29 protein-coding genes are annotated in these 15,485 nt (G+C 70.2%); all 29 read right to left on the reverse strand.

From position 1 onward, the window contains the following. Positions 1 to 18: 18 nt before the first annotated feature. Entirely contained in the window at positions 19 to 441 is a 423-nt protein-coding gene (gene rpsK / locus ACYQ02_RS09990) for a 30S ribosomal protein S11 (protein WP_460040277.1), read from the reverse strand. A 19-nt stretch (positions 442 to 460) separates the two neighbouring features. Continuing rightward, complete coding sequence (gene rpsM, locus ACYQ02_RS09995; protein WP_006902862.1) at positions 461 to 841, reverse strand: 30S ribosomal protein S13; 381 nt, start codon at positions 839 to 841, stop codon at positions 461 to 463. A gap of 16 nt (positions 842 to 857) precedes the next feature. Continuing rightward, complete coding sequence (rpmJ, locus tag ACYQ02_RS10000) at positions 858 to 971, reverse strand: 50S ribosomal protein L36 (RefSeq protein WP_006902861.1); 114 nt, start codon at positions 969 to 971, stop codon at positions 858 to 860. 95 nt (positions 972 to 1,066) lie between these two features. Further along, the gene (gene infA / locus ACYQ02_RS10005; protein ID WP_006902860.1) at positions 1,067 to 1,291 is read right to left on the reverse strand and encodes a translation initiation factor IF-1; all 225 of its coding nucleotides are present in this window, start codon (positions 1,289 to 1,291) and stop codon (positions 1,067 to 1,069) included. A gap of 4 nt (positions 1,292 to 1,295) precedes the next feature. Then, on the reverse strand, positions 1,296 to 1,613 hold the full coding sequence (locus ACYQ02_RS10010) for a KOW domain-containing RNA-binding protein (RefSeq protein ID WP_460040278.1): 318 nt from the start codon (positions 1,611 to 1,613) through the stop codon (positions 1,296 to 1,298). Positions 1,614 to 1,733: 120 nt separating this feature from the next. After that, complete coding sequence (gene map / locus ACYQ02_RS10015) at positions 1,734 to 2,489, reverse strand: type I methionyl aminopeptidase (RefSeq protein ID WP_460040279.1); 756 nt, start codon at positions 2,487 to 2,489, stop codon at positions 1,734 to 1,736. Further along, on the reverse strand, positions 2,486 to 3,136 hold the full coding sequence (locus ACYQ02_RS10020) for an adenylate kinase (RefSeq protein ID WP_460040280.1): 651 nt from the start codon (positions 3,134 to 3,136) through the stop codon (positions 2,486 to 2,488). Before ACYQ02_RS10020 ends, map begins: the two co-directional genes overlap by 4 nt. Before the next feature lie 173 nt (positions 3,137 to 3,309). Further along, positions 3,310 to 4,578 (reverse strand): preprotein translocase subunit SecY, encoded by a 1,269-nt coding sequence (gene secY / locus ACYQ02_RS10025; protein WP_460040281.1) that lies wholly within the window; start codon positions 4,576 to 4,578, stop codon positions 3,310 to 3,312. Between the two features lies 1 nt (position 4,579). Continuing rightward, complete coding sequence (gene rplO, locus ACYQ02_RS10030; RefSeq protein ID WP_460040282.1) at positions 4,580 to 5,026, reverse strand: 50S ribosomal protein L15; 447 nt, start codon at positions 5,024 to 5,026, stop codon at positions 4,580 to 4,582. Between the two features lie 115 nt (positions 5,027 to 5,141). Beyond that, positions 5,142 to 5,651, reverse strand: a complete 510-nt coding sequence (gene rpsE / locus ACYQ02_RS10035; RefSeq protein WP_460040283.1) for a 30S ribosomal protein S5 — start codon at positions 5,649 to 5,651, stop codon at positions 5,142 to 5,144. A 27-nt stretch (positions 5,652 to 5,678) separates the two neighbouring features. Continuing rightward, positions 5,679 to 6,053, reverse strand: coding sequence for a 50S ribosomal protein L18 (gene rplR / locus ACYQ02_RS10040; protein WP_460040284.1), 375 nt, complete (start codon positions 6,051 to 6,053; stop codon positions 5,679 to 5,681). 133 nt (positions 6,054 to 6,186) lie between these two features. After that, positions 6,187 to 6,735: a 50S ribosomal protein L6 gene (gene rplF, locus ACYQ02_RS10045; protein ID WP_460040285.1), complete on the reverse strand. Its 549-nt coding sequence runs from the start codon at positions 6,733 to 6,735 to the stop codon at positions 6,187 to 6,189. Between the two features lie 67 nt (positions 6,736 to 6,802). Next, positions 6,803 to 7,201: a 30S ribosomal protein S8 gene (rpsH, locus tag ACYQ02_RS10050; protein ID WP_460040286.1), complete on the reverse strand. Its 399-nt coding sequence runs from the start codon at positions 7,199 to 7,201 to the stop codon at positions 6,803 to 6,805. 33 nt (positions 7,202 to 7,234) lie between these two features. Beyond that, entirely contained in the window at positions 7,235 to 7,420 is a 186-nt protein-coding gene (locus ACYQ02_RS10055; RefSeq protein WP_460040287.1) for a type Z 30S ribosomal protein S14, read from the reverse strand. Between the two features lie 12 nt (positions 7,421 to 7,432). Further along, positions 7,433 to 7,984, reverse strand: coding sequence for a 50S ribosomal protein L5 (rplE, locus tag ACYQ02_RS10060; protein WP_460040288.1), 552 nt, complete (start codon positions 7,982 to 7,984; stop codon positions 7,433 to 7,435). 112 nt (positions 7,985 to 8,096) lie between these two features. After that, complete coding sequence (gene rplX, locus ACYQ02_RS10065) at positions 8,097 to 8,423, reverse strand: 50S ribosomal protein L24 (RefSeq protein ID WP_460040289.1); 327 nt, start codon at positions 8,421 to 8,423, stop codon at positions 8,097 to 8,099. A 48-nt stretch (positions 8,424 to 8,471) separates the two neighbouring features. Then, positions 8,472 to 8,840, reverse strand: a complete 369-nt coding sequence (rplN, locus tag ACYQ02_RS10070) for a 50S ribosomal protein L14 (protein WP_460040290.1) — start codon at positions 8,838 to 8,840, stop codon at positions 8,472 to 8,474. A gap of 33 nt (positions 8,841 to 8,873) precedes the next feature. Continuing rightward, the gene (rpsQ, locus tag ACYQ02_RS10075) at positions 8,874 to 9,185 is read right to left on the reverse strand and encodes a 30S ribosomal protein S17 (RefSeq protein ID WP_460040291.1); all 312 of its coding nucleotides are present in this window, start codon (positions 9,183 to 9,185) and stop codon (positions 8,874 to 8,876) included. A gap of 8 nt (positions 9,186 to 9,193) precedes the next feature. Beyond that, positions 9,194 to 9,415 (reverse strand): 50S ribosomal protein L29, encoded by a 222-nt coding sequence (rpmC, locus tag ACYQ02_RS10080; RefSeq protein WP_460040292.1) that lies wholly within the window; start codon positions 9,413 to 9,415, stop codon positions 9,194 to 9,196. Beyond that, positions 9,405 to 9,836, reverse strand: a complete 432-nt coding sequence (gene rplP / locus ACYQ02_RS10085) for a 50S ribosomal protein L16 (protein ID WP_006902841.1) — start codon at positions 9,834 to 9,836, stop codon at positions 9,405 to 9,407. Before rplP ends, rpmC begins: the two co-directional genes overlap by 11 nt. A gap of 3 nt (positions 9,837 to 9,839) precedes the next feature. After that, positions 9,840 to 10,520 carry a 30S ribosomal protein S3 gene (rpsC, locus tag ACYQ02_RS10090; RefSeq protein WP_460040293.1) on the reverse strand — a complete coding sequence of 227 codons (681 nt, stop codon included), beginning with the start codon at positions 10,518 to 10,520 and terminating at the stop codon, positions 9,840 to 9,842. A 1-nt stretch (position 10,521) separates the two neighbouring features. After that, positions 10,522 to 10,863 carry a 50S ribosomal protein L22 gene (gene rplV / locus ACYQ02_RS10095; protein WP_460040294.1) on the reverse strand — a complete coding sequence of 114 codons (342 nt, stop codon included), beginning with the start codon at positions 10,861 to 10,863 and terminating at the stop codon, positions 10,522 to 10,524. 26 nt (positions 10,864 to 10,889) lie between these two features. Beyond that, on the reverse strand, positions 10,890 to 11,174 hold the full coding sequence (rpsS, locus tag ACYQ02_RS10100; RefSeq protein WP_006902837.1) for a 30S ribosomal protein S19: 285 nt from the start codon (positions 11,172 to 11,174) through the stop codon (positions 10,890 to 10,892). A 165-nt stretch (positions 11,175 to 11,339) separates the two neighbouring features. Further along, positions 11,340 to 12,164, reverse strand: coding sequence for a 50S ribosomal protein L2 (gene rplB, locus ACYQ02_RS10105; protein WP_460040295.1), 825 nt, complete (start codon positions 12,162 to 12,164; stop codon positions 11,340 to 11,342). 95 nt (positions 12,165 to 12,259) lie between these two features. Continuing rightward, entirely contained in the window at positions 12,260 to 12,553 is a 294-nt protein-coding gene (gene rplW / locus ACYQ02_RS10110) for a 50S ribosomal protein L23 (RefSeq protein WP_460040343.1), read from the reverse strand. Next, positions 12,553 to 13,191: a 50S ribosomal protein L4 gene (gene rplD / locus ACYQ02_RS10115; RefSeq protein ID WP_460040296.1), complete on the reverse strand. Its 639-nt coding sequence runs from the start codon at positions 13,189 to 13,191 to the stop codon at positions 12,553 to 12,555. Before rplD ends, rplW begins: the two co-directional genes overlap by 1 nt. 32 nt (positions 13,192 to 13,223) lie before the next feature. Then, positions 13,224 to 13,877, reverse strand: coding sequence for a 50S ribosomal protein L3 (gene rplC, locus ACYQ02_RS10120; protein ID WP_460040297.1), 654 nt, complete (start codon positions 13,875 to 13,877; stop codon positions 13,224 to 13,226). A gap of 73 nt (positions 13,878 to 13,950) precedes the next feature. Then, entirely contained in the window at positions 13,951 to 14,259 is a 309-nt protein-coding gene (gene rpsJ / locus ACYQ02_RS10125) for a 30S ribosomal protein S10 (RefSeq protein ID WP_006902832.1), read from the reverse strand. A gap of 36 nt (positions 14,260 to 14,295) precedes the next feature. After that, positions 14,296 to 15,483, reverse strand: coding sequence for an elongation factor Tu (gene tuf / locus ACYQ02_RS10130; RefSeq protein ID WP_460040298.1), 1,188 nt, complete (start codon positions 15,481 to 15,483; stop codon positions 14,296 to 14,298). Positions 15,484 to 15,485: the final 2 nt, after the last annotated feature.

Here is a 15,485-nt window from a genome sequence, read left to right on the forward strand (position 1 = left end):
AGCCGGCGCCCGCGCGGATCAGACGCGACGCCGCTTCGGCGGGCGGCACCCGTTGTGGGGGATGGGGGTGACGTCCTTGATGGCCGTGACGTCCAGGCCCGTCGCCTGAAGGGAGCGGATCGCCGCTTCACGGCCGGGGCCCGGGCCCTTCACCCAAACCTCCACCTCGCGCATGCCGTGCTCCATGGCCTCGCGGGCCGCCTGCTCGGCGGCCAGCTGGGCCGCATAGGGCGTGCCCTTCTTCGACCCGGTGAAGCCGTTGGTCCCGCCCGACCCGAAGGCGATGGCGTTGCCCTGCAGGTCGGTAATGGTGACGATGGTGTTGTTGAAGGTGGACCGGATGTGGGCGATGCCCCGCTCCACGTTCTTCCGGTCCTTGCGGCGCAGCCGGGTAGCCGCTCCGCGGCGACCACCCCGGCGCGGTGCGCCCGGTCGTGCCATGGGCCAGCCTCCTTAAGCCTTACTTCTTGCCCGGCCGCTTCTTGCCGGCCACGGTGCGGCGCGGCCCCTTGCGGGTCCGGGCGTTGGTCTTGGTGCGCTGCCCGCGCACCGGCAGGCCACGACGGTGGCGCAAGCCGCGATAGCAGCCGATGTCCATCAGGCGCTTGATGTTGCGCTGGACCTCGCTGCGCAGCTCGCCCTCCACCTTGTAGTCCCGCTCGATGATGGCGCGCAGGCGGTTGATCTCGTCTTCCGTCAGATCCCGCACCCGGGTGTCGGGGTTGACCTGGGCCTTGGCCAGGATCTCCCGGCTGCGGGACAGGCCGATGCCATAAATATAAGGAAGCGCGTACTCGACGCGCTTGTCGCGCGGCAGGTCGACGCCTGCGATGCGGGCCATCCGAACACCTCCAGGCTTAACCCTGCACCTGCTTGTGCTTGGGGTTCTCGCAGATCACCCGCACCTTCCCCTTGCGGCGAATGATCTTGCACTTGTCGCAGATGCGCTTGACCGACGGACGAACCTTCATCGTGCAAGCCTCCTCGCAACCCCGCCCCGCCGGCGAGCGGGGCGGAGCCGGCCCGGGCTGCGGTTCCCTTCCATGACGGGTCGCGGCTGGCCGGATCAACTCCGGTGGCGATAGGTGATGCGCCCCCGGGTGAGATCGTATGGAGACAATTCCAGGGTTACGCGGTCGCCGGGCAAAATACGGATGAAGTGCATGCGGATCTTGCCCGAGACATGGGCCATGACTTTATGGCCATTATCCAATTCTACACGAAACATGCCGTTCGGCAAGGGCTCCACCACGGTCCCCTGGACCTCCACCACGTTCTCCTTGCGTGCCACGGCCTCACCCCCCTTGCGCCTCCGGCTTCTCGTCCAGGTCGTCCTTCTCCCCAAAGTACTGGTCCACCAGGACCGCCAGGGCCCGGCGCAGGTCGGCGTTGGTCAGCCGCCGGCCCTCCTCCAGGCGCTGGCGGACCTCCTGCGACCAGGCGCGGTGGAAGACCAGGTGGCGGACGTTCTTCCGCTTGGGCCGGTCGGCCGGACGCAGGTCGCCGTCGGCCACCAGGACGAACCGGTCATCCAGCACGCCCACGACCAGGTAGGCGCGCCCCTGGTCCCGCCCCGCTCGGGAAGTGACCAGTTGCCCGATGGACTGGTGCACACAGCCACCTCCGGCCACAATTTATAGTATGGCCAGGCCCTTACCTCAAGATTCCGGCCCTGGCCAGCATTGTCGGTCCACGACCCGCCAGCATCCGGCCCCGGATCCGTTAGAACGCCCCTAGAAGGCGCCGCCGGTCAGCACCTCCGGCTCCCCGTCGGTGATCAACACCGTGTGCTCGAAGTGGGCCGAGAGGCTGCCGTCGGCGGTACGGACGGTCCAACCGTCGGGGTCCGTACGCACCGCGTGCCCTCCGGCGTTGACCATGGGCTCGATGGCGATGACCAGCCCGGGCCGCAGCCGCAGGCCGGTACCCGGCCGCCCGTAGTTGGGGACCTGGGGATCCTCGTGCATCGCCCGGCCGATGCCGTGGCCGGCGTAGTCGCGGACCACCGAGAAGCCTGCCGCCTCCACGTACCGCTGGACGGCGTAGCCGATGTCCCCTAGCCGGTTGCCCGCCCGGGCCGCGGCGATGCCCTCCTCCAGGGAGCGGCGGGTGACCTCCAGCAGCCGCGCCGCCTCGGCCGGCACGGCGCCCACGGCAAAGGTGGCCGCCGAATCACCGTAGTATCCGTGATAGCGCGCGCCCACGTCGATGGAGACCACGTCCCCTTCCCGGATCACCCGGTGGGGACTGGGGATCCCGTGGACCACCTCGTCGTTGATGGACGTGCAGATGCTGGCCGGGAAGCCCTGATAGCCCTTGAAGGCCGGCTCGGCGCCGGCCTCCCGGATCAGGCGCTCGGCCAGGCGGTCCAGCTCCGCCGTGGTGATCCCGGGCCGCAGGGCGGCCGCCAGCTCCCGCAGGACGGCGGCGACGATCCGCCCGGCTTCCCGCATGTACCCGATCTCCCGTTCCGACTTGAGCTCGATCATGCGCCAACCCCCGTGATCCGGGCGATGGCCGCCTCCACCTCGGCGATGGGCCGGTCCGCCTCCACCGTGTGCAGCAAGCCCGCCTCCCGGTAGTAGCGGACCAGAGGCTCCGTCTGCTCCCGGTAGACCGCCAGCCGCTGCCGCACCGTCTCCTCCCGGTCGTCGGCCCGCTGGACCAGCTCGGCGCCGCAGCGGTCGCACCGGCCCTCGACCCGGGGCGGATCGAAGCGCACGTGGTAGGTGGCCCCACAGGCCGGGCACACCCGCCGCCCGCTCAGCCGCTCCACCACCACGGCGTCGGGCACGTCGAAGTAGAGCACGCCGTCCAGGCGGACGCCCAGGCCGGCCAGGACGTCCTTCAGCCCTTCCGCCTGGGCCACCGTCCGGGGGAACCCGTCTAGGAGGAAGCCGGCCCGGCAGTCGGGCTGGGCCAGCCGCTCCCGCACCAGGCCCAGGGTCACCTCATCGGGCACCAGCTGGCCCGCGTCCATGTACCGCTTGGCCTCCAGCCCCAGGGGCGTGCCCTCCCGCACGGCGGCCCGAAACATGTCCCCCGTGGCGATCTGGGGCACGCCGGCCCGCTCCGCCAGGCGAGCCGCCTGGGTGCCCTTGCCCGCGCCGGGCGGGCCGAGAAAGATCCAGCGCACGTTACCCCTCCCCACCGGCCGGCGGGCCCGCCGCACACCGGCGGCGCCACCGGACCCGGACCACGACGGCGCCACCGGGCGGCTCGCGGCGCCCGCCCCGCCGGGTTCATCCGGCGGGGCCCAGGCCCACCGCACGGGCCGAGGCCCGGGCCGGTTCCTCCGGCCGCCGGGCCTCAGCGCTTCATGAAGCCCTGGTACTGCCGCATCAGCAGGTGGGCCTCGATCTGCTTCATCGTCTCCAGCGCCACGCCGACCACGATCAGCAGCGCCGTCCCGCCAAAGTATACGGAGGCGATGTTGGTGATGCCCCGCACCAGCAGGGGCAGCACGGAGATCAGGCCGAGGAACAGGGCGCCGAAGACGGTGATGCGCGTGACCACCCGGGCCAGGTACTCCGCCGTCGGGCGCCCCGGGCGCAAGCCGGGGATGTAGCCGCCGTACTTGCGCAGGTTGTCGGCGATGTCCTGGGGGTTGAAGGTGATCGCCGTGTAGAAGAACGTAAAGCCGACGATCAGCCAGAAGTACACCACCGTGTTCAGCGGCGTCCCCCAGTCGAACCAGCGGGCCACGAACTGGGCCCAGCCCGCCCGCGGGAAGAACCCGGCCACCGTCAGCGGCAGCGCCACCAGCGAGGCGGCGAAGATCACGGGGATGACGCCGGCCTGGTTGACCCGGATGGGGATGTGGGTGCTCTGGCCGCCGTAGATGCGCCGCCCCACCACCCGCTTGGCGTACTGGACGGGGATCCGCCGCTGGCCTTCGGTGACCCACACCACCGCGACGATCACCGCCAGCCCCAGCACGACCAGCAGCAGGATCTGGAACAGGTTGACCGAGCCGGCCCGCCACATCTCGGTCAGGGTGACCAGGCCGTGGGGCAGGCGCGAGACGATGCCAGCGAAGATCAGCAGGCTGATGCCGTTGCCGATCCCCTTGTCGGTGATCTGCTCGCCCACCCACATCAGCAGCACGGTGCCCGCCGTCAGGGTGATGGCCACCACGGCCATGCCGGGCAGGCCCGGCCACTCCAGGGCGCCGGCCCGGTTCAGGTAGAAGCTGATGCCGCCCGCCTGCAACAGGGCCATGACCACGGTGCCGTAGCGGGTCAGCTGGGTCAGCTTGCGGCGCCCCTCCTCGCCTTCCTTGGCCAGTTCCTCCAGCCGCGGGATGACCACCGTCAGCAGCTGGACGATGATCGACGAGTTGATGTAGGGCGTGATGCTCATGGCGAACACGGAGACGGTGGCCAGGGCGCCGCCGGCGAACAGGTCCAGCAGGCGGAAGATGGAGCCACCGGCGAACAGCGGCGCCACCCGCTCCGCGATCACCCCCGGCGTGGGCACGTGGACGCCCAGCCGGAAGACCAGGAGCATCGCCAGGGTGAACAGGATGCGGCCCCGCAGGTCCTCGATCTTGACGGCCCGGCCCAGGTTGGCCAGCATCTCAGATCACCTCGGCCCGGCCGCCCGCCTGCTCGATCTTGGCGCGGGCCGACTCGCTGAACTTGTGGGCCCGCACCGTCAGGGCCACCTTGAGGTCGCCGTCACCCAGGATCTTGATCCCGTCCCGGGCGTCCTTGACGATCCCGCGCTCCTGGAGGAGCTCCGGCGTGACCTCGGTGCCCGGTTCGAACCGGTTCAGCGCCTCCACGTTGACCACGGCGTACTCCTTGCGGAAGGGCGCGTTGGTGAAGCCCCGCTTGGGGATGCGCCGCTGCAGGGGCATCTGGCCGCCTTCGAAGCCGGGCCCCTTGGCGCCGCCCGAGCGGGCCTTCTGGCCCTTGGTGCCCCGGCCCGCCGTCTTGCCGTGGCCGGAGCCGATGCCCCGGCCCACCCGCTTGGGGCGGTGCCGCGCGCCCTTGCCGGGCTTGAGCTCATGCAATCCCGCCATGCTTCCAACCCCCGTCGTGGGACTCACGACCGGCCCCGCCCGCCGGACGAACCGGCCCGCCGTGCGGGCCGCCGCCCGGCTGGCCAGCACCTGCCGGCGGCCGGCCGCAACCTGCTCAGCCGATCAGTTGCTCGACCGGCTTGCCGCGCAACCGGGCCACTTCCTCGGCGCTGCGCAAGGACTTCAGGCCCTCCATGGTGGCGTACACCACGTTGGCCGGGTTGCTGGAGCCCAGGGACTTGGTCAGGACGTCGCGAATCCCCGCCAGCTCCAGGACCGCCCGCACGGCGCCGCCCGCAATGACCCCCGTACCGGGGGCAGCCGGCTTGATCAGCACCCGCCCCGCGCCGAACTCGCCCAGCACCGGATGCGGGATGGTGGTGCCGACCCGCGGCACCTCGATCATGCTCTTCTTGGCCTTCTGCACGGCCTTGCGGATGGCGTCGGGGATCTCCGCCGCCTTGCCCATGCCGACGCCCACCCGGCCGTTACCGTCCCCGACCACCACCAGGGCGCTGAAGTTGAAGCGCCGGCCGCCCTTGACCACCTTGGCCACCCGGTTGATGGCGACCAGCCGCTCCTGCAGTTCGTCCCCTTCCTGATGCCGCCTGCGATGACGCGCCACGCCGTCCCCTCCTTTCCCGGCGGAGCCTTAGAATTCGAGACCCGCTTCCCGGGCGGCCTCCGCCAGGGCCTTGACCCGGCCGTGATACCGGTACCCGCCGCGATCGAAGACCACCTTGCTGATGCCCCGGGCCAGGGCCCGCTGGGCGATGGCCCGGCCCACCACCTTGGCCGCCTCCACGTTGCCGCCGTAGCCTCCCACCGCTTCGCGGAGCTCCGGTTCCACCGTCGAAGCGGCGACCAGGGTGACGCCCGCTTCGTCGTCGATCACCTGGGCATAGATGTGCTTCAGGCTCCGGAAGACGTTGAGGCGCGGGCGCTCGGCCGTTCCGAGGACCTTCTTGCGAACCCGCCGGTGCCGGCGGTCGCGGGCTTCCTCGCGCGTCTTTGGCTTCCGCGCCATTCGAGACACCCCGTTCCCTCGAAGGATCGCCTGATGATCGCCTGATGCTCACAAGATCGCCCGCCACCGGTCCTGTGAGGGCAGCGGCCGGTGGCGGCTGGCCGCCGGCGCCGGCCGGCCGTGACCGGCGGGCTTACTTGCCGGTCTTGGCCGGGCGCAGCGCCACCCGCTCGTCGGTGTAGCGGATGCCCCGCGGCCCGTCGGCGTAGCGGAACCGGCTGAGGGGCCGCTTGGCCCGGATGGTGGCGGCCACGTTGCCCACCAGTTCCTTGTCGATGCCCCGGACCACCACGGTGTTGGCCGCCGGCACCTCGATGTCGATGCCCTCGGGCGGCGTGTACTCCACCGGGTGCGAGTAGCCGAGGCTCATCACCAGCTTGCGCCCCTGCTTGCTGGCGCGGTAGCCGGTGCCCTCCAGGGTCAGGGAGCGCTCGTACCCCTGGGTGACGCCGGTCACCATGTTGGCCAGCAGGGTCCGGAACAGGCCGTGCAGGGCGCGGTGCTCCCGCTCGTCGTCCTGGCGGCGCACCGTCACGGTGCCGTCCTCCACCGTCACCTCAAGGCCGGCGGGGATGGTCCGCTGCAACTCGCCCTTGGGGCCCTTGACCCGCACCACATCCCCCTCCACCGTCACCTGGACGCCCTGGGGGATGGGGATGGGCTTCTTGCCAACCCGCGACACGCGATCCACCTCCCGCTGCCAGAATCCCGCGCCGGGCTCGTCCCCGTCGGGTCCTCCCCGCGGGCCCTTACCAGATGTAGCACAGGACCTCGCCGCCGACGCCCTCCGCCCGGGCCTGCTTGTCGGTCATGATGCCCCGGGAGGTGGAGAGCACCGCGATGCCGAGCCCGCCCAGCACCCGCGGGATCTGGTCCTTGCGGGCGTAGATCCGCCGCCCGGGCCGGGAGATGCGCTTCAGGCCCTGGATGACCCGCTTCTTGCCCGGACCGTACTTGAGGAAGATGCGGATCACGCCCTGCTTGCCGTCGTCGATCCACTGGTAGTCCTGGATGAAGCCTTCCTGCTTCAGGATGTCCGCGATGGCTCGCTTGATCTTGGACCCCGGCACGTCGACCCGCTCGTGCCCCACGGTGTACGCGTTGCGGATCCGCGCCAGCATATCCGCGATGGGGTCGGTCATGGTCATGGGCAGAACCCCCTTTCCCGCCACGCCGGGAGCTCACCAGCTGGCCTTCTTCACGCCCGGGATCTCACCGCGGTGGGCCAGCTGCCGGAAGCAATGCCGGCACAGCCCGAAGCGCCGCATGTAACCCCGGGGCCGGCCGCAGATCCGGCACCGGTTGCGCTGGCGCACCGCGTACTTGGGCTCGCGATTGGCCTTGACGATCAGCGCCTTGCGCGCCATGAAGCCACCTCCTCACTGGCGGAATGGCAGGCCCAGCAGGCGCAGCAGCTCCCGCGCCTCCTCGTCGGTCTTCGCCGTCGTGACGATGGTCACGTCCATGCCCCGGACCTTCTCGATGTCGTCGTAGTCGATCTCGGGGAAGATCAGCTGCTCCCGCAGGCCGATGGAGTAGTTGCCCCGCCCGTCGAAGCTGTCGGGCGAGAGGCCGCGGAAGTCGCGCACCCGGGGCAGCGCCAGGAAGATCAACCGGGTCAAAAAGTCCCACATGCGCTGCTTGCGCAGGGTGACCTTGCACCCGATGGGCATCCCGGCCCGGACCTTGAAGGCGGAGATCGACTTCTTGGCCCGGGTCACCATGGGCCGCTGCCCGGTGATCAGCGCCAGCTCCTTGACGGCCGCGTCCAGGAGCTTGGGATTCTGGATGGCGTCCCCCACGCCCATGTTGATGACGACCTTCTCGATGCGGGGGACCTCCATGATGCTCTTGTACCCGAAGCGCTGCATCAGCGCCGGGACGACTTCCTTCTCGTACTTCTCCTTCAGGTTGGTCACCACGGTGGCCATGGTCGTACCCTCCCGTGCCGGCGCCGCGCCGGTTCGTCCCACCGGCCGTTCGCGCCGGCCTCACTGCCTGCCGTGCCGGACGAACCGGCCGGGCCGCGGCCAGGCCTCCGCCTCAGCGGTCGATGACCTCGCCGCACTTCTTGCAGGCCCGGACCCGCCGGCCGTCCTCCAGCACCTTCTTGGCCACGCGGGTAGGCTGGCCGCACCGCGGGCAGACCAGCATCACGTTGGAGCGGTGGATGGGCGCCTCCCGCTCGATGATGCCGCTCTGCACGACCCCCGGCCGCGGCCGCTGGTGGCGCTTGACGATGTTGACGCCCTCCACCACCACCCGCTCCTCGGCGGGCAGGGCCCGCAGCACCTTGCCCTTCTTGCCGGCGTCCTTGCCGGTGATCACCAGCACCGTGTCGCCCTTCCGAATGGTCATCTTGCGCGCCATGGGGGACCCCCCTTTCCGCGCCGCTTCCCGCCCCGCGGGCCGGTCTCGTCACAGCACCTCGGGGGCCAGGGAGATGATGCGCATGAACTGCTTGTCCCGCAGCTCCCGGGCCACGGGGCCGAAGATCCGCGTGCCCCGAGGCTCGTGGGCGTCCCGCAGGATCACCGCCGCGTTGTCGTCGAAGCGGATGTGCGAGCCGTCTTCCCGGCGCAGGCCGTGGCGGGTCCGCACCACCACCGCCCGCACCACGTCACCCTTCTTGACCACGCCCCCGGGCGTCGCGGCCTTGACCGAGGCGACGACCACATCGCCGATGTTGGCGTACCGCCGCGCCGAGCCACCCAGGACGCGGATCACCATGAGTTCTTTGGCGCCGGTGTTGTCGGCGACGACCAGGCGCGTCTGCGGCTGGATCATCCGTCACCCCTCCTTGCCGGCCCAGCCGGCGGCTCAGGCGGGGGGCTGCTCCTCTTCCGGCAGCTCCTCCGCGGCCAGGGCAGCCAGCTTCGGCCGCTCCAGGATCTCGACCACCCGCCACCGCTTGTGGCGGCTCAGGGGCCGGGTCTCCATGATCCGCACCTTGTCGCCCACCCGGCACTGGTTGTTCTCGTCGTGGGCCATGAACTTCTTGGTGCGGCGAATGCGCTTGCCGTAGAGGGGGTGGGGCACCAGGGACTCCACCGCCACCACCACGGTCTTGTCCATCTTGTCGCTGACCACCACGCCGACCCGCGTCTTGCGCTTGCCCCGTTCCTGGGCCATCGACCGGATTACCTCCCTTCGCTACCGGTGCCCCGGAGGGCAGCCAGCTCCCGCTGCCGCTGGATGGTCTGTACCCGGGCGATGTCCCGCCGCACCTGGCGCAGGCGCATGGGATTGTCCAGCTGGCCGGTGGCGGCCTGGAAGCGCAGGTTGAACAGCTCTTCCTTCAGGTCGCGGAGCTTCTTGTTCAGCTCCTCGTCGGACAGCTCCCGCAGCTCCCTAGCCTTCATGGGCCTCACCACCCACCGCGCGGGCGACGAACTTGGTCTTGATGGGCAGCTTGTGGGACGCCAGCCGCATCGCCTCCCGGGCCGTCTCTTCCGGCACGCCGGCGATCTCGAACAGGACGCGGCCGGGCTTGACCACCGCCACCCAGTACTCCGGGCTGCCCTTACCGCTCCCCATGCGGGTCTCGGCGGGCTTCTTCGTCACGGGCTTGTCGGGAAAGATCTTGATCCACACCTTGCCGCCGCGGCGGATGTAACGGGTCATCGCCACGCGGGCCGCCTCGATCTGGCGGTCGGTGATCCATCCCCGCTCCAGCGCCTGCAACCCGTACTCCCCGAAGGTCACGGTGTTGCCCCGCTGGGCGACGCCGCGCATCCGGCCGCGGTGCTGCTTGCGCCACTTGACGCGCTTGGGCATCAACATGGCTCATCGGCCTCCCTGGGCGCCCTGCTCGGCGGCCGCCGCCGGGGCCTTGGCCTCGGGCAGGACCTCCCCGCGGTTGATCCACACCTTGACGCCGATCTGTCCGTAGGTGGTGAACGCCTCGGCCTGGCCGTAGTCGATGTCGGCCCGCAGGGTGTGCAGGGGCACGGAACCCTCCGCCGTCCACTCGCTGCGGGAGATCTCGGCGCCCCCCAGGCGGCCGGAGACGCGGATCTTGCAGCCCTTGGCACCGGCCCGCATGGTCCGCTGCAGGGCCTGCTTCATGGCCCGGCGCCAGGCGACCCGCCGCTCGATCTGGGCGGCGATGCTCTCCGCCACCAGCTGGGCATCCAGCTCGGGCTCCTTGACCTCGACGACGTTGATGTTCACCTGCCGCCCGGTCATGCGCTCCAGTTCCTGGCGCAGGCTCTCGACCCCGGTCCCACCCTTGCCGATCACCATGCCCGGCTTGCCGGCGTGGATGGTCAGCCGGATCCGGTTGGCCGCCCGCTCGATCTCCACCCGGGAGATGCCGGCGTCATACAGCCGCTTCTTGATGTAGCGGCGGATCTTCTGGTCCTCCAGCAGCAGGTCGACGAACTCCTGCCGGCGCGCATACCACCGGGAATCCCAATCGCGAATGATACCAAGCCGAAATCCCTTGGGATGCGTCTTCTGGCCCACCTTAACCCTCCTTTCGTTCCGCCACGATCACGGTCACGTGGCTGGTGGGCTTGAGGATCGGGAACGCCCGACCCCGGGCCCGCGGCCGCCAGCGCTTGAGCCGGGGCCCCTCGTCCACGTACGCCTTGGCGATGTAGAGCCGGTCCTCGTCCAGGTCGTGGTTGTTGGTCGCGTTGGCCACGGCCGAACGGACCACCTTCTCCACGATGCGCGCCGCCTTCTTCGGCGTGAAGCGCAGCAGGGTCAGGGCCTCGCCCACGGGCTTGCCGCGGACGAGGTCGACCACCTGGCGCGCCTTGCGGGGCGACAGCCGGACGAAACGTGCCACCGCCCGGGCCTCCATGGTGCTCCCTCCTTGGCGGCTCGCCCTCACCGCACCCGGGCCTGCCGCTCCGTCTTGTCGGCGTGGCCGCGGAAGGTGCGGGTGGGCGCGAACTCACCCAGCTTGTGGCCGATCATGTCCTCGGTGATGTAGACCGGCACGTGCTTCCGCCCATCGTGGACGGCGATGGTGTGCCCCACCATCTCCGGGACGATGGTGCTGTCCCGCGACCAGGTGCGGATCACCCGCCGCTGGTTCTTCTCGTTCAGGGCCTGGATCTTCTTGAGCAGCTTGGGGTCCACGTAGGGCCCCTTCTTCAGCGATCGTCCCACGCAGGCTGCACCTCCTTTACCCGGGCTGGTTCGTCCCGTCCCGGGGGGCGAGCCGGATCCGGCGCCGGGGTGGGCGGACCCCGCCCCCATGGCCGATGCAGGTCGCTCCGGTCCTCGCCGGTGCCTGCCGCCAGCCCGCGGCAGCCGTCCCACCCGGCCGCCGGCTTACTTCCGGCGCCGGACGATCAGGCGATCCGAGGGCTTCTTCTTCCGCGTCTTCTTGCCCAGGGCCGGCTTGCCCCACGGCGTCACCGGATGGCGGCCGATGGGCGCCTTGCCCTCACCGCCGCCGTGGGGGTGGTCCACCGGGTTCATGACCGAGCCGCGGACCGTGGGCCGCCGGCCCAGCCAGCGGCTGCGCCCGGCCTTGCCGATGGTCACGTTCTCGTGGTCCAGGTTGCCGACCTGGCCGATGGTCGCCTTGCACTCCAGCCGGACCAGGCGGACCTCGCCCGAGGGCAGCCGCAGGTGGGCGTAGTCGCCCTCCTTGGCCGCCAGCTGCACCTCGGCCCCCGCCGCCCGGGCGATCTGCCCGCCCTTGCCCGGCTTCAGCTCGACGTTGTGGATCGTCGTGCCCACCGGGATGTTGCGCAGGGGCAGGGCGTTCCCCGGCCGGATGTCGGCGTCGGGGCCGGACATCACGGTGTCGCCCACCTTCAGGCCAACGGGCGCCAGGATGTAGCGCTTCTCGCCGTCGGCGTAGTGCAACAGGGCGATGAAGGCCGTCCGGTTGGGATCGTACTCGATGGACGCCACCTTGGCCGGTACGCCGTCCTTGTCCCGCTTGAAGTCGATGATGCGATACCGCCGCTTGTGGCCGCCGCCGCGATGGCGCACGGTGATGCGGCCCTGGGCGTTGCGGCCCGCCTTCTTCTTCAGCGGGACCACCAGCGACTTCTCCGGTTCGTCGCGGGTGATGATCTGCTTGTAGTCCAGCACCGTCATCTGGCGCCGGCCAGGGGACGTGGGCTTGTACTTGCGAACCGCCATGGCTTCGAGCCCCCTTCGGGCGCCCGGCAGCACCCGGCGCCCTCTGCGCCTCCGTTCCGTCGTCTCCGTCGCCGCGTCCTCCGGTCACGCCGCCGTCAGGACACGTCCTCGAAGAAGTCCTTGATGCGATGGCCCTCCGCCAGGGTCACGATGGCCTTCTTGGCGTCAGGCTGGTAGCCGGCGAAGCGGCCCACCCGGCGGAGCTTGCCGCGCACCCGGACGGTGTTCACCTTCTCGACCCGAACCTTGAAGATCTGTTCCACGGCCCGCTTGATCATCGTCTTGTTGGCCTTCGGGTGCACGAGAAAGGTGTACTTGTTGTCCGCCAGCTGCTGCATGCTCTTCTCGGTGATCACCGGGCGCAGGATGATGTCGTGGGGATCGGTGATCATGCCCCCAGCACCTCCTCCGCCCGCGCCACGGCTTCCCGGGCCAGGACCACGTGGCCATGGCGCAGCACCTGGTACACGTTGAGCCGGTCCACCGTCTCGGTGTCGACCCCCGGCAGGTTCCGCACCGACAGGTACAGGGTCTTGTTCGGCTCCGCCAGGACGAACAGCGGCCGCTTGCCCTCCAGGTCGAGCCGGCGGATCAGCGCCGCCATCTCCCGGGTCCGGGGACGCTCCAGCCCCAGGCCGTCCAGGCCCTCCAGCACGATCAGCTCCCCGTCGGCCACCTTGGCCGAGAGGGCGGAGCGGAGGGCGGCCCGCCGCGCCTTCTTCGGCAGGTCCTGGGTGTAGTCCCGCGGCTGGGGCCCAAACACGATGCCGCCCTTGCGCCAGTGGGGCGCCCGGATGCTGCCCTGGCGCGCCCGGCCGGTGCCCTTCTGCCGCCAGGGCTTCCGGCCGCCCCCGGAGACCATGCCCCGGGTCTTCGTGGCCGCCGTGCCCCGGCGCTGGTTGGCCAGATAGCGGACCACCGCCTGGTGCATCAGGGCTTCCCGCACGGGGGCGCCGAAGACCGCATCGCTCAGCTCGATCTCCCCGACCCGCTCGCCCTGGGTGTTGTATACCGCCACCCTTGGCATGGGGTTGTCCTCCTTTCGCCGCCCGCCGGGCCTCACGCCGGCCGCGTCTTGCGCGGGACGTTGGTCTTGCGGATGGCGACCACGCTACCCCGCGGCCCGGGTACGGCACCCTTCACCAGCAGCAGGTTCCGCTCCGGGTCGACCCGCACCACCTGCAGGCCGCGGACCGTCACCCGCTCGTGGCCCGTGCGGCCCGCCATGCGCCGCCCCTTGAACACCCGGGCGGGGAAGGTGGACGGCGCCAGGGAGCCCGGGCCCCGGTGGTACTTGGAGCCGTGGCTCATGGGACCACGGCCGAAGCCGTGCCGGGCCACCGGGCCGAGGAAGCCCTTGCCCTTGGAGGTCCCCGTCACGTCCACGTACTCGCCGGCCTTGAAGAGCTCCACGGTGAGCTGCTGGCCGACCTCGGGCAGGGGTTCGTCCTCCCCGTCCAGCCGGAACTCCCGCAGCACCCGCACGGGGCTCACGCCGGCCTTGGCGAAGTGGCCGGCCATCGGCTTGTTGACCTTGCGGGGCTTGATCTCGCCAAACCCCAGCTGGACCGCCCGGTACCCGTCCCGCTCCTCGGTGCGGGTCTGCACCACCACGCAGGGCCCCGCCTGGATGACGGTGACGGGCACCGCCCGGCCCTCCTCGTCGAAGATCTGCGTCATGCCCAGCTTGCGACCCAACAGGCCGACGCCCATGGGTTGCACCTCCGTTTGTCGTCCTGCCCTTGCCCGGATTGAATCGGTCCGGCGGCTTGCGCCGCGGGCCGGCTCAGAGCTTGATCTCGATGTCGACCCCGGCGGGCAGGTCGACCCGCCGCAACGCATCGATGGTCTTGGGCGTCGGGTCGATGATGTCGATCAGGCGCTTATGGGTGCGCATCTCGAACTGCTCGCGGTGGTCCTTCTCGCCGTTGGGGGCGGTGAGGACCGTGAACACGCTGCGCTCCGTGGGCAGCGGCACGGGACCCGAGATCTTGGCCCCCGTGCGCCGCGCGGTCTCCACGATCTTGTCGGCCGATTGGTCGAGCACGCCGTGGTCGAACGCCCGCAGCTTGATCCGGATCTTTTGCCGGGCCATCGGATGTCCCCCCTTGCGTTCCCGTCCCAATCGGGCTTACTCCAGGATCTTGGTGACGACGCCGGCGCCGACGGTGCGGCCGCCCTCCCGGATGGCGAACCGCAGCCCTTCCTCGATGGCGATCGGGGTGATCAGCTCCACCGTCATCTCGATGTTGTCCCCGGGCATGCACATCTCCACGCCCTCCGGCAGCTTGATCTCCCCCGTCACGTCCGTCGTCCGGAAGTAGAACTGCGGCCGGTACCCGTTGAAGAACGGCGTGTGCCGCCCGCCCTCTTCCTTCTTCAGCACGTACACGTTCCCCACGAACTTCTTGTGCGGGTTGATCGACCCCGGCTTCGCCAGCACCTGCCCCCGCTCCACCTCGTCCTTGTCGATCCCCCGCAACAGGCACCCGATGTTGTCCCCCGCCACCGCCTCGTCCAGCACCTTCCGGAACATCTCCACGCCCGTCACAACCGTCTTCCGCGGCTTGTCGGTGAAGCCCACCAGCTCCACCTCGTCGCCCACCTTCACCCGGCCGCGCTCCACGCGCCCCGTCGCCACCGTGCCGCGCCCCGTGATCGAGAACACGTCCTCCACCGGCATCAGGAACGGCTTATCCACGTCCCGCTGCGGCGTCGGCACGTACTCGTCCACCGCCTTCATCAAATCCAAAATCGCCTGCTCCGCCGCCGGGTCCCCTTCCAGCGCCTTCAAAGCCGACCCCTTGATCACCGGCACCTCATCGCCCGGAAAGTCGTACTGGCTCAGCAGCTCCCGAACCTCCAGCTCCACCAGTTCCAACAGCTCCGGGTCGTCCACCATGTCCACCTTGTTCAAAAACACCACGATGTACGGCACGCCCACCTGCCGCGCCAGCAGAATGTGCTCCCGCGTCTGCGGCATCGGCCCGTCCGCCGCGCTCACCACCAGGATCGCCCCGTCCATCTGCGCCGCGCCCGTGATCATGTTCTTCACGTAGTCCGCGTGCCCCGGGCAATCCACGTGGGCGTAGTGCCGCGCGTCCGTCTCGTACTCCACGTGCGCCGTCGCGATCGTGATCCCGCGCTCCCGCTCCTCCGGCGCCTTGTCGATCTGATCGTAGGCCACAAACTGCGCCTTCCCCTGCTTGGACAGCACCTTCGTGATCGCCGCCGTCAGCGTCGTCTTCCCGTGGTCCACGTGCCCGATGGTCCCCACGTTCACGTGCGGCTTCGTCCGCTCGAACTTGGCCTTGGCCATGG

The sequence above is a fragment of the Thermaerobacter litoralis genome (genome assembly GCF_054654595.1).

Coding starts and splice junctions, on each gene's coding strand:
- rpsQ (WP_460040291.1), bottom strand. CDS start 9,185: ATGGCCCAGGAACGGGGCAAGCGCAAGACGCGGGTCGGCGTGGTGGTC.
- rplO (WP_460040282.1), bottom strand. CDS start 5,026: ATGGCGGGATTGCATGAGCTCAAGCCCGGCAAGGGCGCGCGGCACCGC.
- rpmJ (WP_006902861.1), bottom strand. CDS start 971: ATGAAGGTTCGTCCGTCGGTCAAGCGCATCTGCGACAAGTGCAAGATC.
- rplN (WP_460040290.1), bottom strand. CDS start 8,840: ATGATCCAGCCGCAGACGCGCCTGGTCGTCGCCGACAACACCGGCGCC.
- rplE (WP_460040288.1), bottom strand. CDS start 7,984: ATGGCCACCGTGGTGACCAACCTGAAGGAGAAGTACGAGAAGGAAGTC.
- rplP (WP_006902841.1), bottom strand. CDS start 9,836: ATGTTGATGCCCAAGCGCGTCAAGTGGCGCAAGCAGCACCGCGGCCGG.
- rplR (WP_460040284.1), bottom strand. CDS start 6,053: ATGGCGCGGAAGCCAAAGACGCGCGAGGAAGCCCGCGACCGCCGGCAC.
- rplC (WP_460040297.1), bottom strand. CDS start 13,877: ATGGGCGTCGGCCTGTTGGGTCGCAAGCTGGGCATGACGCAGATCTTC.
- rplX (WP_460040289.1), bottom strand. CDS start 8,423: ATGGCGCGCAAGATGACCATTCGGAAGGGCGACACGGTGCTGGTGATC.
- rplB (WP_460040295.1), bottom strand. CDS start 12,164: ATGGCGGTTCGCAAGTACAAGCCCACGTCCCCTGGCCGGCGCCAGATG.
- secY (WP_460040281.1), bottom strand. CDS start 4,578: ATGCTGGCCAACCTGGGCCGGGCCGTCAAGATCGAGGACCTGCGGGGC.
- rplV (WP_460040294.1), bottom strand. CDS start 10,863: ATGGAGGCCCGGGCGGTGGCACGTTTCGTCCGGCTGTCGCCCCGCAAG.
- rpsM (WP_006902862.1), bottom strand. CDS start 841: ATGGCCCGCATCGCAGGCGTCGACCTGCCGCGCGACAAGCGCGTCGAG.
- rpsK (WP_460040277.1), bottom strand. CDS start 441: ATGGCACGACCGGGCGCACCGCGCCGGGGTGGTCGCCGCGGAGCGGCT.
- tuf (WP_460040298.1), bottom strand. CDS start 15,483: ATGGCCAAGGCCAAGTTCGAGCGGACGAAGCCGCACGTGAACGTGGGG.
- rplD (WP_460040296.1), bottom strand. CDS start 13,191: ATGCCAAGGGTGGCGGTATACAACACCCAGGGCGAGCGGGTCGGGGAG.
- ACYQ02_RS10055 (WP_460040287.1), bottom strand. CDS start 7,420: ATGGCGCGCAAGGCGCTGATCGTCAAGGCCAATCGCGAGCCCAAGTAC.
- rpsH (WP_460040286.1), bottom strand. CDS start 7,201: ATGACCATGACCGACCCCATCGCGGATATGCTGGCGCGGATCCGCAAC.
- rpsJ (WP_006902832.1), bottom strand. CDS start 14,259: ATGGCCCGGCAAAAGATCCGGATCAAGCTGCGGGCGTTCGACCACGGC.
- map (WP_460040279.1), bottom strand. CDS start 2,489: ATGATCGAGCTCAAGTCGGAACGGGAGATCGGGTACATGCGGGAAGCC.
- rpmC (WP_460040292.1), bottom strand. CDS start 9,415: ATGAAGGCTAGGGAGCTGCGGGAGCTGTCCGACGAGGAGCTGAACAAG.